Annotated in this window: 22 protein-coding genes; 7 read left to right on the top strand and 15 right to left on the bottom strand. The window is 61.7% G+C overall.

Annotation, left to right across the window (positions count from 1 at the left end):
* Positions 1-69 precede the first annotated feature (69 nt).
* Complete coding sequence (gene hutG, locus ACP7B9_RS16055; protein ID WP_425865035.1) at positions 70-1,023, top strand: formimidoylglutamase; 954 nt, start codon at positions 70-72, stop codon at positions 1,021-1,023.
* A gap of 140 nt (positions 1,024-1,163) precedes the next feature.
* On the opposite strand, the gene ACP7B9_RS16050 is transcribed toward hutG, so the two are convergent.
* From ACP7B9_RS16050 to ACP7B9_RS16040, 3 genes are all read right to left on the bottom strand, one after another.
* Positions 1,164-3,191: an ABC transporter ATP-binding protein gene (locus ACP7B9_RS16050; protein ID WP_425864968.1), complete on the bottom strand. Its 2,028-nt coding sequence runs from the start codon at positions 3,189-3,191 to the stop codon at positions 1,164-1,166.
* Positions 3,191-4,921, bottom strand: coding sequence for an ABC transporter ATP-binding protein (locus tag ACP7B9_RS16045; protein WP_425864967.1), 1,731 nt, complete (start codon positions 4,919-4,921; stop codon positions 3,191-3,193). Before ACP7B9_RS16045 ends, ACP7B9_RS16050 begins: the two co-directional genes overlap by 1 nt.
* A 171-nt stretch (positions 4,922-5,092) precedes the next feature.
* The gene (locus ACP7B9_RS16040; RefSeq protein ID WP_425864966.1) at positions 5,093-6,184 is read right to left on the bottom strand and encodes an NADH:flavin oxidoreductase/NADH oxidase; all 1,092 of its coding nucleotides are present in this window, start codon (positions 6,182-6,184) and stop codon (positions 5,093-5,095) included.
* Positions 6,185-6,288: 104 nt separating this feature from the next.
* On the opposite strand from ACP7B9_RS16040, the gene ACP7B9_RS16035 reads away from it, so the two are divergent.
* Positions 6,289-6,600, top strand: a complete 312-nt coding sequence (locus ACP7B9_RS16035) for an ArsR/SmtB family transcription factor (RefSeq protein WP_425864965.1) — start codon at positions 6,289-6,291, stop codon at positions 6,598-6,600.
* A gap of 95 nt (positions 6,601-6,695) precedes the next feature.
* On the opposite strand, the gene hutH is transcribed toward ACP7B9_RS16035, so the two are convergent.
* Positions 6,696-8,267, bottom strand: a complete 1,572-nt coding sequence (gene hutH, locus ACP7B9_RS16030) for a histidine ammonia-lyase (RefSeq protein ID WP_425864964.1) — start codon at positions 8,265-8,267, stop codon at positions 6,696-6,698.
* A 130-nt stretch (positions 8,268-8,397) separates the two neighbouring features.
* Positions 8,398-9,243, bottom strand: a complete 846-nt coding sequence (locus ACP7B9_RS16025; RefSeq protein ID WP_425864963.1) for an IclR family transcriptional regulator — start codon at positions 9,241-9,243, stop codon at positions 8,398-8,400.
* 191 nt (positions 9,244-9,434) lie between these two features.
* Between ACP7B9_RS16025 and ACP7B9_RS16020 the strand changes: the two genes are divergently transcribed.
* Positions 9,435-10,868 carry an amino acid permease gene (locus ACP7B9_RS16020; RefSeq protein ID WP_425864962.1) on the top strand — a complete coding sequence of 478 codons (1,434 nt, stop codon included), beginning with the start codon at positions 9,435-9,437 and terminating at the stop codon, positions 10,866-10,868.
* Between the two features lie 10 nt (positions 10,869-10,878).
* On the opposite strand, the gene ACP7B9_RS16015 is transcribed toward ACP7B9_RS16020, so the two are convergent.
* The 3 genes from ACP7B9_RS16015 to ACP7B9_RS16005 form a co-directional block, all read right to left on the bottom strand.
* Positions 10,879-11,742 carry a spermidine synthase gene (locus ACP7B9_RS16015; RefSeq protein ID WP_425864961.1) on the bottom strand — a complete coding sequence of 288 codons (864 nt, stop codon included), beginning with the start codon at positions 11,740-11,742 and terminating at the stop codon, positions 10,879-10,881.
* Between the two features lie 94 nt (positions 11,743-11,836).
* A complete protein-coding gene (locus tag ACP7B9_RS16010) occupies positions 11,837-12,340 on the bottom strand; it encodes a GNAT family N-acetyltransferase (protein ID WP_425864960.1) in 504 nt (167 codons plus the stop codon).
* 59 nt (positions 12,341-12,399) lie between these two features.
* Positions 12,400-12,732 carry a thiamine-binding protein gene (locus ACP7B9_RS16005; RefSeq protein ID WP_425864959.1) on the bottom strand — a complete coding sequence of 111 codons (333 nt, stop codon included), beginning with the start codon at positions 12,730-12,732 and terminating at the stop codon, positions 12,400-12,402.
* A gap of 114 nt (positions 12,733-12,846) precedes the next feature.
* Here ACP7B9_RS16005 and ACP7B9_RS16000 point away from each other — a divergent pair, with 114 nt between their 5' ends.
* On the top strand, positions 12,847-13,521 hold the full coding sequence (locus tag ACP7B9_RS16000) for a DUF5684 domain-containing protein (RefSeq protein ID WP_425864958.1): 675 nt from the start codon (positions 12,847-12,849) through the stop codon (positions 13,519-13,521).
* On the opposite strand, the gene ACP7B9_RS15995 is transcribed toward ACP7B9_RS16000, so the two are convergent.
* From ACP7B9_RS15995 to ACP7B9_RS15980, 4 genes are all read right to left on the bottom strand, one after another.
* Positions 13,498-13,809: an AzlD domain-containing protein gene (locus ACP7B9_RS15995; protein ID WP_425864957.1), complete on the bottom strand. Its 312-nt coding sequence runs from the start codon at positions 13,807-13,809 to the stop codon at positions 13,498-13,500. The genes ACP7B9_RS16000 and ACP7B9_RS15995 overlap by 24 nt on opposite strands.
* Positions 13,806-14,603, bottom strand: a complete 798-nt coding sequence (locus ACP7B9_RS15990) for an AzlC family ABC transporter permease (protein WP_425864956.1) — start codon at positions 14,601-14,603, stop codon at positions 13,806-13,808. Before ACP7B9_RS15990 ends, ACP7B9_RS15995 begins: the two co-directional genes overlap by 4 nt.
* 62 nt (positions 14,604-14,665) lie before the next feature.
* Positions 14,666-16,513 (bottom strand): glycoside hydrolase family 15 protein, encoded by a 1,848-nt coding sequence (locus tag ACP7B9_RS15985; protein ID WP_425864955.1) that lies wholly within the window; start codon positions 16,511-16,513, stop codon positions 14,666-14,668.
* Between the two features lie 12 nt (positions 16,514-16,525).
* Positions 16,526-17,452 carry a glycerophosphodiester phosphodiesterase gene (locus ACP7B9_RS15980; protein WP_425864954.1) on the bottom strand — a complete coding sequence of 309 codons (927 nt, stop codon included), beginning with the start codon at positions 17,450-17,452 and terminating at the stop codon, positions 16,526-16,528.
* A 22-nt stretch (positions 17,453-17,474) separates the two neighbouring features.
* Here ACP7B9_RS15980 and ACP7B9_RS15975 point away from each other — a divergent pair, with 22 nt between their 5' ends.
* Complete coding sequence (locus tag ACP7B9_RS15975) at positions 17,475-18,770, top strand: DUF445 domain-containing protein (RefSeq protein ID WP_425864953.1); 1,296 nt, start codon at positions 17,475-17,477, stop codon at positions 18,768-18,770.
* Between the two features lie 98 nt (positions 18,771-18,868).
* Positions 18,869-19,924: a zinc-dependent alcohol dehydrogenase family protein gene (locus ACP7B9_RS15970; protein WP_425864952.1), complete on the top strand. Its 1,056-nt coding sequence runs from the start codon at positions 18,869-18,871 to the stop codon at positions 19,922-19,924.
* Positions 19,925-19,991: 67 nt separating this feature from the next.
* On the opposite strand, the gene ACP7B9_RS15965 is transcribed toward ACP7B9_RS15970, so the two are convergent.
* From ACP7B9_RS15965 to ACP7B9_RS15955, 3 genes are all read right to left on the bottom strand, one after another.
* Positions 19,992-20,894, bottom strand: a complete 903-nt coding sequence (locus ACP7B9_RS15965) for a hypothetical protein (RefSeq protein WP_425864951.1) — start codon at positions 20,892-20,894, stop codon at positions 19,992-19,994.
* Positions 20,895-21,014: 120 nt separating this feature from the next.
* Positions 21,015-21,464: a DUF2871 domain-containing protein gene (locus ACP7B9_RS15960; RefSeq protein ID WP_425864950.1), complete on the bottom strand. Its 450-nt coding sequence runs from the start codon at positions 21,462-21,464 to the stop codon at positions 21,015-21,017.
* 118 nt (positions 21,465-21,582) lie between these two features.
* Positions 21,583-22,224 (bottom strand): alpha/beta hydrolase, encoded by a 642-nt coding sequence (locus ACP7B9_RS15955; protein ID WP_425864949.1) that lies wholly within the window; start codon positions 22,222-22,224, stop codon positions 21,583-21,585.
* Between the two features lie 138 nt (positions 22,225-22,362).
* Between ACP7B9_RS15955 and ACP7B9_RS15950 the strand changes: the two genes are divergently transcribed.
* Positions 22,363-24,420 carry a PhoX family protein gene (locus ACP7B9_RS15950; protein ID WP_425864948.1) on the top strand — a complete coding sequence of 686 codons (2,058 nt, stop codon included), beginning with the start codon at positions 22,363-22,365 and terminating at the stop codon, positions 24,418-24,420.
* Positions 24,421-24,551 lie beyond the last annotated feature (131 nt).

Here is a 24,551-nt window from a genome sequence, read left to right as displayed (position 1 = left end):
TCTGTGATGGCAGACGGGGACTTCTCGGCCGGGCTGGCATTCTCCGGCTCACTGTTGTTCTCTGGAAGCATGGACTTTTCTACGCTTGCCATTGATGTTCCTCCCACCGCTTGGACCGGAAGGAACGACGGCGCCGACCCCGCCCACCGCCGCTGGTGGCAGGCCGTCACCACCTCCCCCACCCCCTCACTGGATGCAGCCCTGCCCGGACCGGCTGCGCTCATTGGCTTTTGCTCGGACGCCGGCGTGCTCCGCAACCACGGCCGCACAGGGGCAGCCACTGCTCCGGCGGCGATCCGGGCCGCCCTTGGCTCGCTGGCCTTCCACGGCTCCCGCTCCGTCCTCGACGCCGGTGACATTGTGGTCTCCGGGGACGCGCTGGAGGATGGCCAGGCCCGCGCCGGCGCCGCGCTCACGCAAATGCTCGACGCCGGATATCTCACCTTTGCCCTCGGTGGCGGGCACGAAACCGCGTTTGCCAGCTACCTTGGCGTTGCCGGAACGACGGCCGTGGCCAATGGTGCCCGGTTGGGCGTACTGAACCTTGACGCCCACTTTGACCTGAGGGACGCCCCGGCACCGAGCTCGGGAACGCCGTTCCTGCAGATGGCCCACGCGGAAGCCGCCGCTGACCGGGAACTAAATTACGCCGTCGTGGGTATCAGTGAACCCAACAACACGCGTGCACTCTTTGACACCGCCCATGAGCTCGACGTGAAATACCTGCTGGATGAGGACTGCTCGGCAGAGCGCACGGCCGGTTTTGTGGATTCGTTCTTAGAAACTGTCGACATCGTGTACCTGACAATCGATCTGGACGTGCTGCCCGCCGCCGTGGCGCCCGGTGTCAGCGCCCCCGCCGCCTATGGCGTGCCGCTGCCGGTCATTGCGGCCGTGTGTCGCCAGATAGTCGCCAGCGGGAAATTGTTCCACTTTGACGTGGCCGAGCTAAACCCCGAGTTCGATATCGACAACCGCACGGCCAAGGTCGCCGCCCGGCTCATCGACACTCTGCTGCGCTAACGGTTTCGCGAGGGCGGCGGAGCCAGCATTTTTTGTCGGATAGTCGCCGGAAAAATGGTGGGCCGCCGCCGGATTTGCTGCCCGCTCCGCCGGATCTCGACAGGCTCGATCACCGAAGTCGGGCTCGATCACCGAGGGTGTCAGTGAGCCTCCGACGCCGTCTCTTCCTCCAGCTCGTGCCCGCCCTGGAACTGGGTCATGTAGAGCTTGTAGTAGGCACCCTGGCGGGCCAGCAGTTCTTCGTGGCTGCCGTGTTCGACGATATCGCCGTCCTCCATGACCAAGATGGTGTGAGCGTCACGGATCGTGGAGAGCCGGTGCGCAATGACGAACGATGTTCGGTCGGTGCGCAGCGCCGCCATGGCGTGCTGGACCAGCAGCTCCGTGCGGGTATCCACGGAGGAGGTTGCCTCGTCCAGAATCAGCAGCGACGGGCTGGCAATGAACGCTCTGGCGATCGTGAGCAGCTGGCGTTCGCCGGCCGAAACCGTCCCGCCGTCAGCGTCGATCACCGTGTCATAGCCGTCCGGCAGCTGGCGCACGAACCTGTCGACCATGGTGGCCTCGGCCGCCGCAACGATCTCCTCGTCCGTTGCATCCAAACGGCCATAGCGGATGTTTTCGCGGATGGTGCCCTCAAATAGCCAGGCGTCCTGGAGCACCATACCCACCTGCGAGCGCACCTGTTCGCGGGTGAGCTCACGGGTGTCCACGCCGTCGAGCAGGATCCGCCCGCCGGTGATCTCGTAGAAGCGCATGATGAGGTTGACCAGCGTTGTCTTGCCGGCACCCGTGGGACCCACAATGGCGACGGTCTGTCCCGGCTCCACGGTGAGGGAAACCCCTCGGATCAGCGGGGTTTCCGGCGCGTAACTGAACGAGACATTCTCGAAGCGCACGTGTCCGTCCGTCCGTTCCGGCATGTTCTCAGATTCCTTTTCGGCTTCCTGTTCCTCGGCGTCAAGGATCTCGAAGGTCCGCTCCGCAGAAGCCACACCGGACTGGATCATGTTGGCAATGCCAGCCATTTCACCGATGGGCTGGGAGAACTCGCGGGAGTACTGGATGAACGCCGTGGCGTCACCGAGGGTCATCTGCCCCGTGGCCACCCGGACACCGCCAACGACGGCGACCAGCACGTAGGAGAGATAGGAGACAAATTGCATGGCCGGCATGATCATGCCGGAGACAAACTGGGCACCAAACGAAGCCTTGAAGAGGTGTTCGTTGCGTTCGTCGAATTCGGCCAGCATCTCCTCGTCACGCCCATAGGCGCGGACGAGTTCCAGCCCGGAGAACGTCTCTTCAATGTGTCCGTTGAGTGATCCGGTGTGCTTCCACTGGGCCGCGAACAGCTTTTGCGAACGGGTGCCGATGACACCGGCGATGATGGCCGAAAGCGGCAGGGCGATGAGGGCGATGAGCGCCAGCTGCCAGGACACGATGAACATCATGACGCCGATGCCGATGACCGTAAGCGCCGATTGGACCAGCTGCGAAAAGGCCTGTTGGAGGGCAGCCTGGATGTTGTCGACGTCGTTCGTCACCCGCGACATCAAGTCGCCGCGCTGGCGGGTGTCAAAGTAGCCCAGCGGCAGTCGGTTGAGTTTGCGTTCAATGTCTTCGCGCAGCTTGAAGACAACACGCATCACGAGCGCGTTCAGCAGGTAGCCCTGGAGCCACATGAGCGTTGAGGCCACCATGTACAAGACCAGAACAATGAGAATGAGCCTGCTGAGTTCAACAAAATCAATGCCCGCGCCGGGAACAATGTTGGCCTTGGCAAGCATGTCGGCGAACTGCCCGTTGCCGGCCGCCCTTTGTGCCTCCACGAGAACTTCCAGGGGAACCCCGGCGGGCAGCTGTGAGCCCATCACACCATTGAAGATGACATCCATGGCCGCACCAAGGATCTTGGGAGCGATAACCGTCAGGACCACCGAGGCGGCCACCAGCACAATGACCACAGAGAACATGAAGCGCTCGGGGCGCAGCAGCCCTACGAGTCGCTTGACCGATGGCCAGAAGTGCTCAGCCTTCTTGGACGGGGTCCCGCCAAACATGCCGCCGTCGGCGTCGGTGGGCTTGTATTCCTCGACGAGTTCGTCCTCGGAGTTGGCTGCTTCCACCGAAACCCTGGAGATTTGTTCCTTGCTCTTGCGCGCCATCAGGCAACCCCTTCAATGCTCAGCTGCGACTCAACAATTTCCCGATAGGTTTCGTTGTCCTCCAGCAATGTTTCATGCGTTCCGGAGCCCACCACCTCACCGTTATCCAACACAATGATGTGATCGGCCTCCCGGATCGTGGAGACTCGCTGGGCCACGATGATCACGGTTGCTCCCGTGGTGGCCTCGTGCAGGGATTCGCGCAACCGTTGGTCGGTGGTGACATCCAACGCGGAGAAGGAATCATCAAACAGGAAGATTCGGGGGCGCGCCGCGAGTGCCCGGGCAATGCACAACCGCTGCCGCTGGCCGCCTGAAACGTTGGTGCCACCCTGGGCAATGGGAGTGTCGAGCTGCTTTGGCTTCTCGGTGACAAAGTCCTTGGCCTGGGCCACGCGGAGTGCCTCCCACAGCTCGTCGTCGTTCGCGTCAGGACGGCCAAACTTGAGGTTGGAGGCTACGGTTCCGGAAAATAGGTACGGTTTCTGCGGCACGAGCCCCACGAGCTCTGCCATCTGGGACCGGCTGAGCTCACTCACATCGACCCCGCCGATGCGCACCGTGCCACCCTGCGGGTCAAAGAGACGCGGTATGAGGTTCAGCAACGTCGACTTCCCTGATCCAGTGGACCCAACAATCGCCGTGGTCTGCCCCTCGTGAGCCGTGAAACTCACGTTGTTCAGCACCGGCCGCTCGGCACCCGGGTAACCAAAGGAAACACCTGAAAATTCGACGGCGTGCCGCGCCGGGAGTTCCCTGCCAGCCGGGACGGCAAGGCTGGGTTTCGCCGTCAGGACATCGTCCAGACGTTCAGCCGAGATCGCCGCGCGCGGAATCATCATGACCATGAAGACCCCCATCATGACGGCAACCAGGATCTGGAGCAGATACTGCAGGAAGGCCGTCAGGGAACCGATCTGCATCTGTCCGGCGTCGACACGGTGCCCACCAAACCAGAGCACGGCGGCAGTGGCCAGGTGCAGGATCATCATGATGACCGGGAACATGAGCACAAACAGGTTGCCGACCCGCACCGAGACGCGAGTCAGCTGCTGGTTGGCATCACGGTAGCGTTCGGCTTCAAACTTCTCCCGGACAAAAGCCCTGATGACTCTGATACCAACAATCTGTTCACGCAGCACGCCGTTGACGGAGTCAATCCTGTCCTGCATTTCCCGGAAAAGCGGCAGCAACTTGACCACCAGAAAACCGACAACTATGAACAACAAGGGCACCGAGACCCACAGCAGCCAGGACAGCCCAATGTCTTCGCGCAGGGCCATGATGATTCCGCCGATGCACATGATGGGGGTGGACACCATGAAATTCAGGGCCATCAGCACCAACATCTGGACCTGTTGAACGTCATTGGTATTACGCGTGATCAAGGTGGCCGTCCCGAAGCGGCTCACATCCAGGGCGCCGAGGGCGTTGACGCGGTAGTACACCTCGCGACGCAGGTCCCGCCCGATGGCCATGGCGGTGCGGGCACCAAAGTAAATGCCGCCGATGGCCGCAGCCACCTGAATGAAACAGACAACCACCATGGTGAGGCCCGTGGACCAGATGAAATCGGTATCGCCGGTGGAGACACCCTGGTCAATAATCTTGGCGTTGAGGCTTGGCAGGTATAGCGCCGCAATAGTGGAAATCAATTGCAGGACCAACACCGCAGTGACCCACGGCCAATACGGGCGCGCGTGATGGAAGGCCAGTCGGGCAAGTTTCACGAGGGATCCAATTCGAATAGATGTTTGAACTTCCGCTACCTCCGAACATTATGCACGCCAAGCCCCCATCTGGCAATAGTTAAAAAATGCCCCGAAACGGGGCACTTGAGAGTGGCGTTTCGGGGCAATTTTTCGCTCTATCTGGAGCGGGCTAACTACTGGTCCGAAGGGTTAAACAGCGTAGTCATATTGGCGGATGAACCGGCCACGGGCGCCCAGCGCAGCCGCTGCATTATTGGCCCACGAGGCATCGCGCAGCAGAGCCCGGCCGATGAAGACCGCATCTGCCGATTCGGTTGCAAGCAATTCCTGCGCCGCAACAGGATCACTAATACGGCCGACGGCGGCCACCAACGTTCCGCTTGCCGCCTTCAGCAACGCCGCATTGCGGGTTTGGTAGTCCTCCCGGTGCGGAATCTTGGCCGGAACCAGGGCTCCCGAGGACGCGTCGATCAGGTCGGCACCATGCTCGGTGGCCCAGCGCGAAAGAACTATGGAATCCTCCACAGTCCACGCTTCCCTGCCATCTTCGGCATCCTCGGTCACCCAGTCGGTCGTGGAGATGCGCAGGAATACAGGCTTGTCCGCGGGCCAGACGCTCCGAACGGCGTCGAGCACCTCAAGAACAATCCGGGCACGGTTCTCGAGGCTGCCGCCGTAGTTGTCCGTGCGGTTGTTGCTCAACGGCGAAAGGAAGGAGTGGAGGAGATAACCGTGGGCGCCGTGAACTTCAACCACTTCGTAGCCAGCCTCCAGCGCGCGGCGGCTTGCTTCAGTCCACGCCGCAACAACGTCGGAGATATCCGTCAGGGTCATGGCGGCCGGTTCCGGATAGCCGGGGAAGGCAATGGCACTGGGGCCGGAGACTGACCAGCCGCCGTCGTCCGCGGAGACAGGCTCCCCGCCGAGCCACGGCCGCTCCATGGAAGCCTTGCGTCCGGCGTGGGCCAGCTGAATCCCGGGCACCGCACCTGCATCGGCAATGGCGCCGGCCAACCTGCGATGGGCGGGGATCTGGGAGTCGTCCCAGAGTCCAAGATCGTAAGGCGAGATGCGGCCTTCAGGAAGGACTCCTGTCGCCTCCACAACGGCCAGCCCCACACCACCTGCAGCGCGGGCAGCATAGTGAGCCACATGGAAATCGTTCGGTGCACCCACGTCCGGACCCTCGGATAATGCCGAATAGGTGCACATCGGGGACATCCAGACGCGATTGGGGATGGTTGTCCCCCGGACGGTCAAAGGCTCAAAAAGCTCGGTCATGCGGGGATCTCCCAAATTCGGTGCGACAGATTTTAAGTACGAGAATCATCGTAGTATGATGATTCTCGTACAAGCAAGCCGCTCGACAAGGAGAGCAATAAACCATGGGCCCCGCACGCCGCCTCGAGCACCCCACTCCCGGACAGATGAGCCTGGACACAATACTCTCCGCTCTTGCGGATCCGGTCCGCCGCACCATTGTGGCCCAATTGGCCAACGGTCACGACGATCAGGCTTGCATCGCCTTCGATCTGCCCGTGAGCAAATCCACCTCAACTCACCACTTCCGCGTGCTGCGCGAAGCCGGCGTGATCTCCCAGCAGTACCGGGGCACCTCGATCCTGAGCAGCCTCCGCAACGAAGACTTAAACATCCGCTTCCCGGGCCTGCTCAACGCCATCCTCGGGGCCGACTAACCGCCACTTCGAACGCGAGGGAGCGATGGGCCCACGCCTGCGAGGGGCCCCAAACGAAGGCGCGCCAGCGGCTTCGTTTGGGGAGCAGGTGGGGATTAGTTCAGCGGACCGGTGGCCTTCTCGGCTGCCGCGCGAATCGCGCCGGAACCTACTAAGCGATCGGCCTCTTCGAGCTCCGGTGAGAGGAACCTATCGGATCCGGGACCCTGCACGGTGGCACGAAGTACCTCAAGCACGGCCGCACCGGCCGGTCCGGGGACCAGTACGCCGTCGGACATAGCAGTGCGCATGTCGATGGCGCGGGTGGCTGTGACCAGTTCGATAGCCAACACGCGACGCAAGTTCTCCACGGACTTACGCAGCTTGCGGGCGGCATGCCAGCCCATGGACACGTGATCCTCCTGCATGGCGGAACTGGGGATCGAGTCCACCGACGCAGGAACGGCGAGACGCTTGGAGTCCGAAACCAGACCGGCCTGCGTGTACTGCGCGATCATGAGGCCGGAATCCACGCCGGGATCGCCGGCCAGGAAGGCGGGCAGGCCATGCGAACGGGCTGGGTCCAGCATCCTGTCGGTGCGGCGCTCGGCGATCGAGGCAACGTCCGCGGACACGATCGCCAAGAAATCCAGCACGTACGCCACCGGAGCGCCGTGGAAGTTGCCGTTAGAGGAGACCCGACCATCGGGGAGAACTACCGGATTGTCGATCGAGGCGGCAAGTTCGCGGGTGGCCACCATGAGTGCGTGGTCCACGGTGTCACGGGCCGCGCCGGCAACCTGCGGTGCACAACGCAGCGAGTAAGCATCTTGGACGCGGGAATCGCCCACCCGGTGTGAGGCAACGATGGGCGAATTCGCGAGCACGCGCAGCATGTTGTCGGCGCTGGCGGCCTGGCCGGGGTGCGGACGCAGCTCCATGTGCAGCTCGGGCACGAACACCTGGTCGGTGCCCAGCAGGCCCTCGACGCTCAATGCCGCGGTCACGTCCGCCGTCGTGAGCAGCATTTTGAGGTCGGCGATGGCCATGAGCAACATGCCGAGCATGCCGTCGGTGCCGTTGACGAGTGCCAGGCCCTCCTTTTCGGCCAGCTCAATGGGCGTGATGCCGGCCTCAGCGAGAAGTTCCGGGACGGGGCGGACGACGCCGTCGGGCCCGGCTGCCTCACCCTCACCCATGAGCACCAGCGCGCAATGCGAGAGCGGAGCGAGGTCGCCTGAGCAACCCAGCGAGCCGAATTCGCGAACGACGGGCGTGATGCCGGCATTGAGCACGTCAACCATGGTTTGCACCACCACGGGGCGCACGCCGGTCCGGCCGCTGGCCAATGTCTTGGCGCGGAGGAACATGAGCGCGCGCACCACCTCGCGCTCCACAGCCGGGCCCATGCCGGCGGAGTGGCTGCGAATGAGCGATTTTTGCAGCTGGGTGCGCATGTCCGCCGGGATGTGGCGGTTGGCCAGTGCACCAAAGCCAGTGGAGATGCCGTACGCCGGGGTGTCGGAGTGGGCCAGCTCCTCGATGTGCTTCCTGACGCGTTCGACGCCGGCCAGCGCCTCCGCACTGATCACCACCTTGGCATTGTGGCGGGCCACGGCGATGACGTCTTCAGGCGTGACACCTGAGAAGGAGAGAGTGACTTCGTGGGAACGAACGGCGGTGGTCATGGCGGAATCCTTTTGTTGCGGTGGTCTTGCTTCCCACTATCCCGCTAAATGACGCGGAAATCTGCACCTTCGAACGCGGGCTGTCCGGGATTCCAGACATGCCGCCTCGGAGCCAAATCCGCCGCTAGAATCATCCTTCGCGGCGGCCGTAAATCCGCGCGGACAGCTCCTTGGCCGCCTTCTCAACGCGCAGCGCCAGGTCCGGCCACTTCTCGGCCGGGACCTTTTCTTCCAGGAACGTCACAGCCACGGCGGCAACGGGCCACCCGAGGTGATCGGTCACAGCAGCCGCCACCGAACCAAAGCCGTCGGTCACTTCGCCGTTCTCCGTGGAGTATCCGCGAATACGGACCTGATCCAGATGGGCGGAGAGCGTTGAGTACTTGCCAATGGGATCCGGCACGTCTGTGCGCGTGCTGAACGCGGCGGCATTCGGGTACAGAGCCCGAACCTGGGATTTCGGCAGCGCCGCCAAAATGGCCCGGCCGCTGGCGGTGAGGTGGCTCGGCAGCCGCACGCCGACGTCGGTCACCAGGGACGGACGATTCTTGGCCCGCTCCTCCACGATATAGAGGACATCACGCCCGTGGAGCACGGCGAGGTGGGCGCTTACGCCAATCTTGTCCACCAGCGCAGCAAGCAAGGGTCGGCCCAATCGGGACAGCGGCTCCTGCCGTGAGTAGGCGCTGCTGAGCTCAAAAGCCGCGACCCCCAACCCGTAGCGCTGCTCTTCGTGCAGGTGCATGACAAATCCGCTCTGCTCCATGACACCGAGCAGGTGGTAGACGCTTGAGCGTGGGAGCCCCAAGGTCGTGGCAATCGTTGAGGCTGCAAGCGGCCCGCGTTTTGAAGACAACAATTTCAAGATGCGCAGGGTGTTCTCGGCTGCGGGGACCTTGGATGGGGCTTTCGCAGGCGACTTGGCAACTGGCCGCGCGGGTGCGTTCTCGGCGGGAGTCCGTTCAGGAATTGTCATGGCCCCTCAGGATAGGTCCAGTATCGCGATCACTGTGCCCACACTATAGAATATTGCAGTCTGAAATCCCAGATTATGCGGTGAATTTACGCTCTTTTGATCCCCATTCGATCGAAAAAGTGAGAACCGCCACCACATTTGCGCCAGAAGTGGCGCAGGCCACCTTGTACATATTGTTAGAAAGCTCACGCATGAACCCCAAGGGATCTGTCCTGAACCGTGGTCTGAACGCCCGGCATATCCGCTTCATGGCGCTCGGCTCTGCCATCGGCACGGGCTTGTTTTATGGTTCCTCGAGTGCCATTCAAAAAGCCGGTCCGGCTGTTCTGCTGGCGTACATCATTGCCGGCGCCGCCGTGTTCATGGTCATGCGCGCCTTGGGTGAATTGGCAGTTCGGCATCCTGTTTCGGGTTCCTTCGGCCAATACGCCAGCCGTTACCTCGGGCCACTGGCGGGATTCATCACCGGGTGGACCTACGTTTTTGAAATGGCCATTGTTGCCATCGCCGATGTCACCGCGTTCAGCATCTACATGGGTTTCTGGTTCCACGACGTCCCGCGCTGGATCTGGGTTCTGGCTATCATCTTCTTCCTGGCCGCGATCAACCTCCTCAGTGTGAAAGTGTTTGGTGAGCTCGAGTTCTGGTTCTCCATCGTCAAGGTCGGTGCCATCATTGCCATGATCGCTGGCGGCGTTGCCATCATCGTTTTCGGTTTCCATGTGGACGGCGGGGAAAGCGTCCCAGGCCTGAATAACCTCGTGAATCACGGGGGCTTCATGCCTAACGGCTGGACGGGACTCCTGGCCGCGTTCGCCGTGGTCATGTTTGCCTTTGGCGGTATTGAAACTATCGGCGTGACCGCTGGCGAGGCGGAGAATCCCGGCAAGAGCATCCCGGCGGCCGTCAACACCGTCCCGGTGCGCATCCTGCTGTTTTACGTACTGACGATCGGCGTCCTGATGACCCTGATCCCGTGGAACGAAATCACCGGCGAGACCAGTCCGTTCGTGCAGATTTTTGATTCTCTCGGTATCCCGCTGGCAGGCCACATCCTCAATGCGGTTGTCATCACCGCAGCGCTTTCAGCCATCAACTCCGACATCTTTGGCTCCGGCCGTGTCTTGTTCGGCCTTGCCCAACAGGGCCATGCACCCGCGGTTTTCGGTCGGATTTCACGTTCGGGCGTGCCCTGGATGACAGTTGTCCTGATGACCGGGGTGCTGCTGGTGGGTGTGGTTCTCAACGCCACAATCCCTGAGGATGTTTTCCTGGTCATCGCCTCCATCGCCACGTTCGCCACGGTATGGGTGTGGATCATGATCCTGGCGTCGCACGTTGCCATGAAACGGGAAATCTCCCGCAAGGCCATCGCGCCGTCCAACTTCCCCGTCCCATTCTGGCCCTTGGCTTCGATCCTGACAGCCGTGTTCATGGCGGGTGTGATTGTGCTGTTGGGCATCTATCCCGATACCCGTGTGGCCCTCTATGTAGGCGCGAGCTGGCTGGTCCTGCTGACTCTGGCTTTCAAGCTGTGGGTGCGCGGCAAGGGTCTGGAACGCGCAGATTTGGTTGACACCTCCAATGTGGTCCACGTTCCGGATGACGCGCTCAGCGCGCGTTGAACCGCCTGGGTTAGTGGTCGGTTTCTGAGTCCGTCAGTACCACTGCGCTGCGGCCAAACTGACGAACCTTCGCGTCATCCCAGACCTGGGCGGGCATTGCGCCACCAAGCAACGTCCGTGGCAGTCCAGCACCATCACCTAGGGGCGCATCGCTTCCGGCAATGATCACATTGCCGGAGCGCCGGCCCTTGAGCATGGGCGGATCGGCAATGATGACGGTGTGCTTGAACGCGGCAGCAATGGTAGCTGCCTCCCTGCGGGCGGTGAGCAATGCCGGCGAATCTCCGCAGTTCACCACATATACGCCCCCTGGAATAAGTACCTTTCGGGCTGCTTGCGTGAATTCGGCGGTGGTGAGCGCATGCGGGGTTTTAGACCCGGAAAAGACGTCACGGATTATCAGATCTCGGCTCGCCTCCGTCAACGTCTCGGTGACCTCACGTGCCTCACCCACCCGAATCTTCAGCAACGGTGCCCGGGGCAGATCAAACCAGTCACGAACATGGTTGGCCAGCTTGCCATCGATCTCAACCACCACATTGCGGGAGTTGGGGTAGGCGGCCACCAGGTAGCGGGGCATCGAACACGCCGCGCCACCAAGGCTCAAGCTGCGCAACTTCTCCCCTGACGTCCACCGGTCTTGCACCAACGCCATGATCCAGCGCATGTATTCAAAGTCCAGACGGAGCGGATCGGCAAGGTCCACGTGCGAGCTTTGCACCCCATTGAGCATGAGCAGCCAGCCGTTGGGGTTGTCGCCGTCAGGAATCAGCTCAGCCTTGCCCGTATCGGTTGTAAACATGCCGGCCACGGGACCCTTGAAGTCCGCAACAGCTTCGAGCTCGATATTCTTTGGCGCGCGTTGACGGCCCATCAGAAGCACTCAGCCTTGTGGAAGACGGCGGGATAGAGGGCGGCAGACCGCGGCGAAATAGTCACCCTGCAAGCGTAGTCGAGCTCCCGCCCGCCTAAGCCCAGATAACAGCAGCCCTGACCATCCGAACCATGGGCAGCTTGTGCCAGGTGTCATCCATACGGTCGGTGGCCCCGTCCGCAACGAAGCCATTCTTGGCATAAAAGGCCTGGGCGCGCGGATTGTCTTCCAGGACCCAAAGGAAGGCCGCATCCGCACCGATGAGCGCGTCGAGCAGCAGCTGCCCGGCCCCGCTGCCATGAACCCGGGCCAGGGTGTAAATCATTCGCAATTCCAAGGGAGCTGGAGCCCCGGGATCTTCCGAAACGCCGCTGGCAGCAACACCCACTAGCCCCGCAGCGTCGTATGCCACGGTTGGAATATGCCCGGCCGCGATCCCCTTGCGAAGGGTTTCGATCCGTCCGCCCAGCGTCTTTCGCCGCATCGCAAAGAACTCCGGCGGCAGGTGCCTGCCATAAGCTTCCTCATGACAGCGCAGGTGCAGGCGCATGACCGCTTCTGCGTCCTCATCAGTGGCTGCTCGCAGCAATATGCTCATGCCACATCCTCGCAGATCTCCGCCCTCGATCCGCTGTACCGCCGGAATGCTCGACGCCGTTACTCGCCCAAGGCGTCGAGCGCGCCTTCCAGCCGCTCGACCTTGCCGCTGAGTTCGCCCGTGTGGCCGGGACGGATGTCGGCCTTCAACACCAAGGAAACCCGTGTCCCATAGCGGGCCACGGCCTCCGTGGCCCGCTTGATAACGTCCATAACCTCATCCCAGTCACCTTCGATCTCGGTGAACATGGAGCTTGTGTGATTTGGCAGGCCCGATTCGCGGACCACCTTTACCGCTGCCGCAACCGCGGTGTGGACCGAGGCGTCGTCGCCCGTTCCTGCAGCCGTGTCGGTGGGTGTACCGCTGGGTGCCAGTGAAAATGCCACAATCATGAAAGTCTCCTCAAATTGCTTTGTTCAATCTGCTTTGTTCAATTCTTGAACCTCGTTCCATTATGGGCACTTCTGCCCATGGGACGGCCCCCATATCGGGGCTAAGGTTGCACCATGCTTGCTTCCTTTGCTGCCTTCGCGCGCCCTTTTACCACCAGCCCCGATCCTTACGGAGATTCCTACTACAACGAAAGCACCATGGATCCTGCCGCCGTTACTGGACTCATCGTCATGATGACCTTCATCTATCTTTTGATATTCGCGGTGGCTTTTGTGGTCTCGGGCCTCGTCTGGGCGGGCGCCTTTAGCAAGGCGGGCCACGCAAAGTGGAAGGCCTATGTGCCGTTCTACAATATGTGGATCTTAGTGAAAATGGCTGGCCGTCCGGAATCGCATTTCTGGCTCTTGTTCATTCCCTACTTCAACATCTATATGCAGATCGTCATCATGAATGACATTGCTAAGTCTTTTGGCAAGGACACCGGGTTCACCGTTGGTCTGATCTTCCTGCCGGTGGTCTTCGCTGCGATTCTCTCCTACGGCGATGCCCGGTATCTTGGCCCGGCCTACCTGACGCCGGCACAGAAGCAGTACGCCCAACAATATGCACAGCAGTACGGGCAGCCGCAGTATGGGCAGCAATTCGCGCCGCAACAATTCGCCCAGCCCTACACGCAGCAGCCTTACCAGGGGCAGCCTCAGTCCTTTGACCAGCCCCCGACTCCGCCTTATGCGCAACCGGAGCCCAGCCAGAACCCCTACGGATCAGGGCCAGCCCAGCAGCCGTAACCCGGCGGCGGCAGCGGCTCCGGCCAGCACAACCACCAAAAATGGTGCCTTGAACCAAAGCGCGATGGCGGCCGCTGCCAAGGCGCCAAGCCGCGCATCGATCACCACGTTCGTGCCCGTGGCCGCTGCGTTGACAACTGTCAACGAGGCCAAAAGCCCAATGGTCAGTGTTCCGGCAACACGCGACATCCGCGGGTTCGCCAGCACCTTGGCCGGCACCAGGTAACCCAGCAACTTGGTTGCATAGGCCACCACGGCCGCAATCAAGAGCCACACCCACAAACTCATGATTTCTCCACTTCGCGAGTTCCGGCGTCGTGCTTGTGCGCAGAGTGGTCGTGCTTATATACAGATTGCGTATATGGCTCAATGTCCGGTTCCAGGCCGTCGCTGATGTGCCCGGGCGCATGGTCCGGAGCACTATCTCGCCGGAACCAGCCGATCAATCCGGCCACGAGCGCTGCCACGAGGATGGGCACGCCCGGTGGAACGAGCGGCACGGCCAGCAGCGTCACTACGGCACATACCGCGGCGATCGCGGCAGGCTGGAATGCCTTGATGCGGGGCCACAACAAGCCAAGGAATGCTGCCACGGCAGCCCCGTCAAGGCCCCACTGCTTGGGATCACCTAGGGCGTCGCCAATCATGGCCCCCACCGCGGTCATGATGTTCCACAGGACAAAGACCCCAACACCGGCCACCCAGAACCCGCGTTTTTGCTCATCGGGATCGCTTTGGCCGGTGGCGGTGGCTGTGGATTCATCGATCGTCACGTGGGCTGCGGCAAAGCGACGCCACCCCGTGGGCCGTATCAGGGCGTTGAGCTGCATGCCGTAGACGCCGTTGCGGATGCCCAGCAGCGCAGAGGCGCTCATGGCGGCGACTCCGGTGCCCCCGGCAGCCACCACGCCAATGAAGGCAAATTGCGAACCTCCGCTAAAAAGCATCAGGCTCAGCACCATGGTCTGCCAGAACGAAAGTCCGGAGGCCGCCGAGAGCGCACCAAAAGAGACTCCGTACAGGCCCGTTGCGACGGCGATCGAGGCACCAATCTTGGCTGCTGGCGAATCCTTAAGTTTCATCTCCCCCATGCTTTCACGCCAACATGAGCCAACTCATGTCCGTCCACATGGCAAGAATCGGATTAGCCTTGAAAAATCACAATCGGCATGGTGTTGGTGTCGATAGCCTCGGTGGACAGGCTGAGACTTTCGGTGCCGTGCAAGGCATCGGCCGCGCGCACCAGGGCCAGATGCGAGAACGCTTGGGGGAAGTTCCCGGCCATCCGGCCCTGGTCCATGTCGTACTCCTCGCTGAGCAGGCCCACTTCGTTGGCCAACCCCACCAACCTGTCCATGAGTGCGACGGCGTCTGTGTGGCGGCCAGAGTGCGCATACTGCTCAACCAACCAGAAGGAGCAGGCAAGGAAGGGGTGCTCGCCCGGTTCCAGGCCGTCAAGGCCCGATTCCGTTTGGTAGCGCAGGATCAGCCCGTGCCGATCCACCAATTCATTTTCCAAGGCAGCCACGGTGCCCAGCATTTCCGGGGAACTGTACGCCACAAACCCGACCTGTGGCAGGACAAGTAGGGAAGCATCGGTTGTCGTGCCGCCGTACGTTTGAGTAAAGGTGTTCAGTTCCTTGTTGAAGCCATGCTCCATGATCTCGGCGTGAAGCTGATCCCGGAGAGTTTCCCAACGCTCCACCGGCCCTTCAAGGCCGTGATCGCGCACCGCCCGCGCACCACAGTCAAAGGCCGCCCACATCATGACGCGCGAATGGGTGAAGTGCAGCAGCTCCCCCCGCATTTCCCAGATGCCGTGGTCTTTCGCGGCCAGATGCTTCTCGACAAAACCCAACATGGCCTGTTGCAGCGGCCACGAGAAGTGATCTTCATGTCCGCCGGCGAGCCGCAACTTCTCCAAGGCGACCAGCACCTCGCCTACAACGTCGGCCTGATACTGGCCAACAGCGCCGTTGCCGATCCGCACGGGCAGGGCGCCTTCGTAGCCAGGCAAATGGCTCAGCTCACCCTCCGCCAGCTCGCGTTCCCCCGACAGCCCATACATGATCTGCAGGTCTTCCGGATCGCCCGCCACCGCCCGCAGCAGCCAGTCGCGCCACTTCATGGCCTCGTCGTCAAAACCGTGGGTAAGCATCGCCTCTAGGGTCAGGGCCGCATCCCGCAGCCAGCAGAATCTGTAATCCCAGTTCCGGGCGCCACCAAAGTCTTCGGGCAACGAGGTGGTGGGTGCCGCAACAATCCCGCCGGTATCCTCATGTGTCAACGCACGCAGCACCAGCAGTGAGCGCTCCACGATGGCAGCATATTTGCCGTCTTGGTTGTACCGAGCGGCCCAGTCTTCCCAGTAGTCAATGGTCTGCCCAAGGGCAAAGTCAATGTCGATCGCGTCCGGAACGGGACGGTGCGACGGGTACCAGGTCATTTCCTGTTGCACCCACTCCCCGGCCCGAACAGTGAAGGTCCCGGCGTGTTCATGGTCGACGGCGACAGGCAGCTCATCACCGCGCAGCACCAAGGCGTCGGGCCCGGCAACCGCTACGATCGCTTCTGTCCCGTCGGCAGCGTCCATCCTGCGAACCCAGGGCAAGACCTTGCCGTAGCCGGGGCGGACGCTGATCCGTTCGATGAATTCAACGCTGCCGCTGAGTCCCTCGATACGGCGGACAACGGAGGCGCGGCGGTCCTTGACCGGCATGAAATCGGTGACCCGCGCGGAACCTTCAGGGGTTTCCCACACGGTCTCAAGGACAAAGGTCCGCCCAACGTACGTACGGCGCTGGACAGCAGCCTCGGTGTGAGTCGGCGCCATCAACCAGCGGCCGTGATCAGAGGTTCCCAACAGCGCCGTGAAAACGGAGGGTGAATCAAAACGTGGAAAACACAACCAATCGATACTCCCGTCCCGGCCCACCAAGGCGGCCGTGTGTAGATCCGAGAGCAGTGCATAGTCTTCAATTCGCGATGCCATGGTTACATGCAATCACATGGCGTCAAGCCCCTCCGTCAACAGTCCCGACCCCGGTTGTTCAACTACCTGCCATGAAGCAAGCGAGGAGGCAAGAAGCTCCCTGATCTCACGCGGCTTATTGGTCGTCACTTGGGTGACACCGGCCGCCAGACACAACGTCAGGTCTTCGGGCGTGTCAACGGTCCAGACCCGCAACGCTCTTCCCTTACGCACCCATGTTGCGGCGTTGCCCGGGTTGGCCCGCAGGTACTCGACGCCGGGGCCCGCCAGGTGGGCCACGCCGTCGTTCACCAACTTCTCGCCTTCTGCCATGGCTCGGCGCATCAGGAACGCAACCGTGTGCCCGGCAATGGCTCCGACCTCCAGTTCCTCCTTGACGTCTTCGATGTCCACCTGCTCCAGGAGCTGGCACAGGTGGTCCGAGGGAACCCGCTCGGAGAGATATTTCACGGCCGACGGGTGGAAGCTCATGAAGGAAACCAGCACACGGCCCGTGGTGGAACTCTCCGGGTTCCAGCCATGGTTGCGCAGAGTTTCCAGCGTTTTTTCGATCAGCTGCGGGCTGAAGGAGGCGCCATATTTGAACTCAATGGCCAGCCCTACGTCTCTGCCGGCTCCGTCCAGAATTTCCAGCAGCTCCGGCAGGGTGAGCAACTGCTCTGATGAGCCGCCAAACTCGGCAGGGATCTCGCTACCGTGCCAGGAGCAGAAGTCCAGCTCCCGCAATTGCGCCAGCGTCTGCGAAGCAACGGGTCCCGAGCCACTGGAAGTCCGGCCGACATCGTCGTCGTGGAGCAGGACAAGTTCACCATCGGCAGTGAGATGAAGATCGCACTCGACCCCGTCGGCGCCGTCGGCCAGGGCCTGTAAATAGGCGGCTCGGGTGTGCTCGGCAAAGGCGGCGCTTGATCCTCGGTGGGCGTAAATCTGAACGGTCATGGCTCCACGCTACGCTTACTTCATGGCGCAGACACAAAGGCTGGATCCATCCGGCACCACATTGACTTCCGCACCGAACCCCGACGCCGAAAAGGCCGCGGCCCTGAAACGGATGAAAAACATCGCACTGGGACTGCTGGTGTTTATGGCGGTGGTGTTCTGCTTTGCCTTTGCCCTGCAAGAGCAGTACCCGTGGCTCGTGTATGTACGGGCAGCGGCCGAGGGTGGCATGGTGGGTGCCCTAGCTGACTGGTTTGCTGTCACCGCGTTGTTCAAGTACCCCATGGGCCTAAAGATCCCCCACACGGCCATCATCCCCAACCGCAAGGATGAGATCGGTGCGTCGTTGGGCGACTTCGTGGAGACCAATTTCCTCTCCGAAGAAGTGGTCTCACAAAAGCTGGCCACCACACAGATCGCCCAGAAGGTTGGTGCCTGGCTGTCCAAGCCGGCCAGCGCCCAACGGGTAGCAACAGAAGGTGCCACCGCGCTCCGCGGCGCCATTGAGGTGTTGAAGGACGACGACGTCCAGGACGTCATCGAATCAATGGTGCGCAAGCATGTGCTGGAGCCGCCGTGGGGCCCACCCATCGGCAAGCTGGCCGAGCGCATCTTCGCTGAAGGGCACCACCACGCGCTCGTGGATTTGTTGGTTGACCGCTCAGCAACCTGGATCCGTGCCAACCACACGACTATTTCCGGTCTGGTCTCCGATCGCTCCCCCAGCTGGGTTCCGCAGTTCGTGGACGGTCTGGTGGGCGATAAGATCTACACCGAAATTTACAAGTTTGCCCGTGCCGTGCAGGACGATCCACACCACGAGGTGCGCCTGCAGTTGGATAACTACCTGAAGGATCTGGCCCAGGAGCTCCAGCATGATCCGGCCATGATCGCCAAGGCAGAGTCCATCAAGGCCCAGGTTCTCGGTGATCCAGAAGTCCGCGAATTGGCCGGGCGGACGTGGGAGACCATCAAATCAGCCCTGACGGACGCGGTTGAAGATCCGAATTCCGAGCTTCGCCTCAAGTTCGCCGGGGCCGTGCAAGAGTTCGGCGTCCGTCTCGTGGAGGACACCGATCTGGCAGACAAGGCCAACAAATGGATCTCCAACGCCGCCGCCTACCTGGTGGGCACCTACAAACACGAGATCACGTCCCTGATCACCGACACGGTTGAACGTTGGGACGCGGAAGAAACCTCACAGAAGATCGAGCTCCAGGTGGGCAAGGATCTGCAGTTCATCCGCATCAACGGCACCGTGGTGGGTTCCCTTGCGGGCTTGGCGATCTTCACCATCGCAACACTCGTCTTCGGTTAGACGGCAGGCCCCGCAGGCCTCTTCACCCTATGAACAAACCTGATGACCGATCAGAACTAAACTCGACTTCAAAATAGTCCACGAACCGAGGAATCTTCATGCGCGCAACCATCATCTACGGCCCCGGCGACATCCGCGTCGAAGACCGCGACTACCCCACTATCCTGCAGCCCACCGACGCCGTCGTGAGGGTCACCGCCGCCTGCGTTTGTGGCTCCGACCTCTGGCCCTACCGCGGTGTGAAGCCGACTCACGAGCCCTCTGCGATCGGGCATGAATTCATCGGTCTGGTGGAAAGCATCGGCGACGACGTAGCCGATTTGGCCGTGGGAGATTTGGTCATCGCTCCGTTCGTGATCAGCTGCGGAAAGTGCGCGCAGTGCCTCAACGGCGTCACCGTAGCCTGCGATCACTTGGCTGGCTGGGGCGGCAAGGACGGAGCCGGACTGCCGATCGACGGCGGTCAGGGTCAGGCTGTCCGTATCCCCCTGGCCGAATCGACCCTGGTAAAGGTTCCGGGAATCACTGAGCCTGACGACGCTCTGCGCGCCAGCTTGTTGACCCTCTCTGACGTCATGGCCACCGGCCACCACGCGGCCCTCGCCGCGAAGGCCGGGCCAGGCCGTACCGTCGTGGTCGTCGGCGATGGCGCTGTTGGCCTGTGCGGGGTGCTGGCAGCCAAGCGATTGGGTGCCGAACGGATTATTGCCATGTCTCGGCACGCTGACCGGCAGGCAATTGCCCGGGAATTTGGCGCCACGGACATCGTGGAAGAACGCGGGGAAGACGGAGTGGCGAAGGTCCGCGAACTCCTCGGCGGCGTCCTAGCCGATTCAGTCTTGGAGTGCGTCGGTACCAAGGAATCCATGGAGCAAGCGCTGCACAGTGTTCGCCCGGGCGGGGCACTGGGCTTTGTCGGCGTTCCCACGGGCGGCGCCGAAATTCCGCTGCGCTACCTCTTCGACACCAACATCAGCATCGGCGGCGGCATGGCCCCGGCCCGTACCTACATCCCGGAACTGCTTGCCGATGTCCTGGCTGGCAACATCAACCCTGGCCGGGTGTTCGACGTCGTCATGCCGCTCGAGGAAGCACCCGAGGCTTACCGCGCTATGGATGAACGACGCGCCATCAAGGTCCTATTGGTCCCCTGAACGACCGCCCAGCCCCTCCGAGAGATGTTCTCCGGAGGGGCTGCTGCTGCACGAAGGCCAATGCATCTCACTTCTGGCTGCGCGGCGCCTTCGGTGGTTTCGGGGCCTTCTTTACCTTCGGTGGTTTGAGCGCCTTCGGTGGCTTCGGCTGCTTGGCGGTCGCCTCAAGTTCGGCCAAAAGATGCGCTGGAATTTCCATCGGGGCCGGCCCAAATGCGCGATTGGCTGAGGCGATGACGGCCTTGCCCATCATGTAGTTTCCGACTCCACCAACGGCTGCACCAATACCAAATGGCAGGGCCTTGCCCACAATGGAGGCGCTGCCCTTGGCGGCCATCTTCTTGAGAAACATTTTTTGCATGGGACCCACTAAGCCCTTGACGGTGGCCAGCGGCATGCTCTTGCTCACCGTCTTGCCCCACGCCTGCATGGGCGTTTTGCCTGTTCCCAGCGCATGGCCGGTCAGGCCGGTCAACATGGCCTGACCTTCTTCACCGAGAATGATGGCCATGACCGTGAGCTGGGCGCTCTCTGGATCCTGGAGCCGGACACCATGGAGTTCGGCAATGGATTGGGCGTAGAGGGCCGTTGCTTCCAAGAACACGAGCGTTGCGGCCGCCGAGATGGATAACGCCACAACGGTTCCCACACCAGGAATGATGGCCGTGGCCCCAATGGCCGCGCCTCCGGTGCCGACGCCGTTAAGGAAGTCGCGCTCCAACCGCTGGCTGAGCTCGTAGGCCGTTGCGTGCGGGTAGCGTTTGCGCAGGCGCCGCAGATTTGCCAGCACCAGCGGGCGTTGAACCTCGACAGCCTTGAGCAGCATGTTGTGGACGGCGGGCGTGGGGTTTCCTTGTTTATCAAAAGCCGCGTCAGCGGCAATCTTGACCGCCGGATTGGCCTTGACGCCCGATCGTGCAAAACCGGGACCGGGCGGCATTCCTACGTGATTAAGGTCTTTGCTTGCCATAAATTCTCCCTGCAGAGTCTGTGCTTCTAGGGTAACTGCCAATTCTGACAGGAGCCCGGCGTTCACTGTAGGGAGAACCCTTCACTTTCAGGAGAACTGTCAGGAAACCACAGCGGCAGCCTAGCCTGCGAGCGCAACGGGAAGGCCGACGTCGTGCTTGGAGTCAGGGCCAAAGAGGCGGGTGCGCAGGGCCAGGAAGAGGAAGACCATGCCGGCGCTGAGCAGAATGTGGCCGAGTCCGGCGATTCCGGGAATGGCGGCCGAGACGTCGGTGTTGCCATTGACCTGCATCATTCCGTGGACAACCATGATGGCGGCGGTGAGGACCAGGCCGGCGTTGTACGTCCAGAAGAACCAGCCGAACAGTCGTGATTTGCTCAGCGAGAACAGCTTTTCAAGAATCAGCACAATCAACAGGACGATGAACCCGAGGGTGAGCAGATGCGTGTGAACCACCGAGAGCTGGGTGAAACCGGAGAAGTCCTTGCCCTTGGTGAACTCACGGTAAAACAAGCCGGAGAGTACGCCAATGACCATGTAGGCGAATGCTGAATAAAAGAGCTTTTTCACGAGGCAACCTTTGCTACGGGCCCCATTTGCGGGCCTTTATATCCAGCCTAGGGACGCAGTAGACCCGGGCCATCAACCATTTGGTTGACTTCGGGATAACACTCCTACCCGCTTGGGCCTATCCGCTTGGAACGAACGAGCCGGGCACCTGTCCGGTCAAGAAAGATGACACATCGGCGAGCTCGTCGGAACGGGTGTTGTGGCCCATGTCCGCATAGCTGGCGGCAGAGAGATCCGTATTGCTTTCAAGCCATTCGGCGGTGAAGTTTGTGGCGTCCTGGTTGATGACTAGGTCGCCAGGATCTCGAGCCCAGAAGAATGGGATCTGGTGTGCCAGCGGTTCCATGGCGGCAAGAAGCTCATTGTGCAGCACGAAGCCGGACAAGCCAACGCCCACCGTGAACGTCTGCGGCCGGAGCCGGATGAGCGTGGTGGCCATGGCCATGCCCTGCGAATAACCCAGCACCGATACGCTGCTGAACTTGTAGCGGGCCACGACCGTGTCGAGCCAGCCAAGGACGGCTGAAGCCGAACTCACCACCTCGGCAAAGTCGTTGTTGAGGAAGTAATCAAGCAAGAACCAGCCGTGGTCACCCGAGATGTCCTTCGGTGCCCGCGGCGCCGCGCAGGTGAACCCCTTCGGTAGCTTCTGGAACAACTCGCCCATGCGGTTTTCATCCGAACCATAACCATGCAGCATCAACAGCAGCGGGGTGCCCGCACGTTCATTCTCCGGCCGGGACCACAAAACCGTTTCCATGGCCCAAGACTACCCACCAGGGTCATCTCGACTCGCATGATTGGCGTCGCGTTAACCCGCGGTTCAACCAAACATCTCCCTTTCGTTTTCCGAGACTGCCATTCTGGGCGCAACGCATACATCGATGGAAGGCAAGCCATGAATGACCTGAAGAAGCTTTTGCCCATGCTCGGACACACGCGCGGAAAGCGCAGCGCCGTGACCTGCGGCCTCAAGTGTGACAACGCCTGCTCCAAGGCCGTGTGCAACACCTCAGCCAACAACTACTTCCGTGACATCGCCTCCACCGAGTTCTCGCGCCGTTCGGCGCTTGGCATTGGCCTGGCCGGCGCGCTGAGTGCAGCCGTCCTGGTTCAGGGCCAGAACAGCAAGGGCAACCAGGGCCAGAACGGCGTCGGCAATAGTGGCAAGGGCGGCAAGTTTGCCTTCGATCCGATCCGCCCTGTCGACGCGTCCGTAGATACCTTCAACGTCCCCGAAGGCTTTGATTGGTCCCCGATCATCCGCTGGGGCGATCCGCTCTTCAACGACGCACCCGATTTTGACTTCGCCAACCAGACGGCTGCCTCACAGGCCGGCCAATTCGGTTACAACAACGATTACCTGGAGATCCTGCGCCAGCCCAACGGCAAGAAGGGACTGCTGGTCTGCAACCACGAGTACGTGAACCCGCAGATCATGTTCCCGGCCGCCCCAGCTTCGGCCGCCGAGGAAGCCGAGCGCCGCAACATCTTCCGCAACGCCGTCGGCATGACAGTGGTAGAGCTGGAGCGCAGCAAGAAGGGACAGCCGTGGGGCTACGTTCGTGGCGGCGAGCTGAACCGCCGCATCACCATGGACACGGAATTTGAGCTGACCGGCCCACTGGCAGGCACCGACTTCGTCAAGACCGCGGCCGATTCCACCGGCACCAAGGTCTTCGGCACCTTGGGTAACTGCTCCGGCGGCACCACGCCTTGGGGCACCATCCTCTCCGGCGAAGAAAACTTCAACGGCTTCTTCCGCACCAACGGCACCAGCGCCGAAGACCGCCGTTATGGCTTGGGCGACAGCGCCACCGGCATGGGCTGGGAGCTTGAGGATCCCCGCTTCGACGCGCGCGGCGAGGATTACCGCAACGAGCCCAACCGCTTCGGCTACATCGTGGAGATCGATCCGGAAGACCCGAACTCCACCCCGAAGAAGCACACGAGCCTTGGCCGCTTCAAGCACGAAGGTGCCAACGTCATCATCGCCGACAACGGCAAAGCGGTTGCCTACTCCGGCGATGACGAGCGCTTCGATTACCTGTATAAGTTCGTCTCCAAGAACAAGTACAAGAAGAACAACAAGGCCCACAACATGACCCTGCTGACCGAGGGCGATCTCTACGTTGCACAATTCGCCGGCAACTCGGCCGCGGAAATCGACGGCTCCGGGACGGTTCCCGCCGACGGCTCCTTCGATGGTTCCGGTATCTGGCTGCCGTTGGTTGTCGGCGGCAAGAGTGCCATTTCCGGCATGAGCGTCCAAGAGGTCTTGGTCTACACGCGTCTGGCCGCCGACAAGGCCGGCGCCACCAAGATGGACCGCTGCGAAGACGTCCAGCCGAACCTTCAGACCGGCAAGGTTTACGTGGCCTGCACCAACAACACCAAGCGTGCGCTTCCCGGCCAGGCCGCTGCCGACGAGGCCAACCCCCGCGCCGTGAACCGCGACGGTCACGTTGTGGAGCTCAGCGAAACCGGCGGGGATTCAACGGCAACGACGTTCAACTGGAACCTGCTGCTGCTCTGTGGCGATCCCGCCAAGAACACGCAGACCTACTTCAGCGGTTTCCCGGCCGACAAGGTCAGCCCCATCTCCTGCCCCGACAACCTTGCCTTCGACACCCAGGGCAACCTGTGGATCTCCACCGATGGCGCACCCTCTGTCATCGGCTACAACGACGGCCTGTTCAAGGTTGGACTGGAAGGTGCCAACCGCGGCAACGTCCAGCAGTTCGCCTCCATGCCGCGCGACGCCGAGACCTGCGGCCCGCTCATCCACGATGACGAATCCATGGTGTTTGTCGCCGTGCAGCACCCGGGCGAGGACGGCACATATGGAGCGCACAGCTCCTACTTCCCCGACTACGTCGCCGAAGGCACGACGCCGGCTCCCGGCCAGGTGCGCGCGCCCCGCCCGTCGGTGATCCAGATCCTCCAGACGAGCTAATCTCAAGCAAAACCAGCCTCACCACACTCCGGTCCGCACCTGCGGGCCGGTTTGTGTTTAAGGAGCGTTGTGGCGATCGATAGAACTCACCGCAGCGCCCTCCCCACACACTCAATCTTTGTTTATGTGGG

The sequence above is a fragment of the Arthrobacter sp. TWP1-1 genome (assembly GCF_049897845.1).
GTDB lineage: Bacteria > Actinomycetota > Actinomycetes > Actinomycetales > Micrococcaceae > Specibacter.
This window is presented reverse-complemented; position numbering and strand designations above follow the sequence as displayed.

Excerpts from the sequence above, each read along its gene's own strand:
- ACP7B9_RS16000 (WP_425864958.1), top strand. The coding sequence starts at position 12,847 with ATGCTTGCTTCCTTTGCTGCCTTCGCGCGCCCTTTTACCACCAGCCCC.
- ACP7B9_RS15990 (WP_425864956.1), bottom strand. The coding sequence starts at position 14,603 with ATGAAACTTAAGGATTCGCCAGCAGCCAAGATTGGTGCCTCGATCGCC.
- ACP7B9_RS15995 (WP_425864957.1), bottom strand. The coding sequence starts at position 13,809 with ATGAGTTTGTGGGTGTGGCTCTTGATTGCGGCCGTGGTGGCCTATGCA.
- ACP7B9_RS15950 (WP_425864948.1), top strand. The coding sequence starts at position 22,363 with ATGAATGACCTGAAGAAGCTTTTGCCCATGCTCGGACACACGCGCGGA.
- ACP7B9_RS16040 (WP_425864966.1), bottom strand. The coding sequence starts at position 6,184 with ATGACCGAGCTTTTTGAGCCTTTGACCGTCCGGGGGACAACCATCCCC.
- ACP7B9_RS15970 (WP_425864952.1), top strand. The coding sequence starts at position 18,869 with ATGCGCGCAACCATCATCTACGGCCCCGGCGACATCCGCGTCGAAGAC.
- ACP7B9_RS15980 (WP_425864954.1), bottom strand. The coding sequence starts at position 17,452 with ATGACCGTTCAGATTTACGCCCACCGAGGATCAAGCGCCGCCTTTGCC.
- ACP7B9_RS16050 (WP_425864968.1), bottom strand. The coding sequence starts at position 3,191 with ATGGCGCGCAAGAGCAAGGAACAAATCTCCAGGGTTTCGGTGGAAGCA.
- ACP7B9_RS16020 (WP_425864962.1), top strand. The coding sequence starts at position 9,435 with ATGAACCCCAAGGGATCTGTCCTGAACCGTGGTCTGAACGCCCGGCAT.
- ACP7B9_RS16025 (WP_425864963.1), bottom strand. The coding sequence starts at position 9,243 with ATGACAATTCCTGAACGGACTCCCGCCGAGAACGCACCCGCGCGGCCA.
- ACP7B9_RS16015 (WP_425864961.1), bottom strand. The coding sequence starts at position 11,742 with ATGGGCCGTCAACGCGCGCCAAAGAATATCGAGCTCGAAGCTGTTGCG.
- hutH (WP_425864964.1), bottom strand. The coding sequence starts at position 8,267 with ATGACCACCGCCGTTCGTTCCCACGAAGTCACTCTCTCCTTCTCAGGT.
- ACP7B9_RS15985 (WP_425864955.1), bottom strand. The coding sequence starts at position 16,513 with ATGGCATCGCGAATTGAAGACTATGCACTGCTCTCGGATCTACACACG.
- ACP7B9_RS16010 (WP_425864960.1), bottom strand. The coding sequence starts at position 12,340 with ATGAGCATATTGCTGCGAGCAGCCACTGATGAGGACGCAGAAGCGGTC.
- hutG (WP_425865035.1), top strand. The coding sequence starts at position 70 with ATGGACTTTTCTACGCTTGCCATTGATGTTCCTCCCACCGCTTGGACC.
- ACP7B9_RS16005 (WP_425864959.1), bottom strand. The coding sequence starts at position 12,732 with ATGATTGTGGCATTTTCACTGGCACCCAGCGGTACACCCACCGACACG.
- ACP7B9_RS16035 (WP_425864965.1), top strand. The coding sequence starts at position 6,289 with ATGGGCCCCGCACGCCGCCTCGAGCACCCCACTCCCGGACAGATGAGC.
- ACP7B9_RS15965 (WP_425864951.1), bottom strand. The coding sequence starts at position 20,894 with ATGGCAAGCAAAGACCTTAATCACGTAGGAATGCCGCCCGGTCCCGGT.
- ACP7B9_RS15955 (WP_425864949.1), bottom strand. The coding sequence starts at position 22,224 with ATGGAAACGGTTTTGTGGTCCCGGCCGGAGAATGAACGTGCGGGCACC.
- ACP7B9_RS15975 (WP_425864953.1), top strand. The coding sequence starts at position 17,475 with ATGGCGCAGACACAAAGGCTGGATCCATCCGGCACCACATTGACTTCC.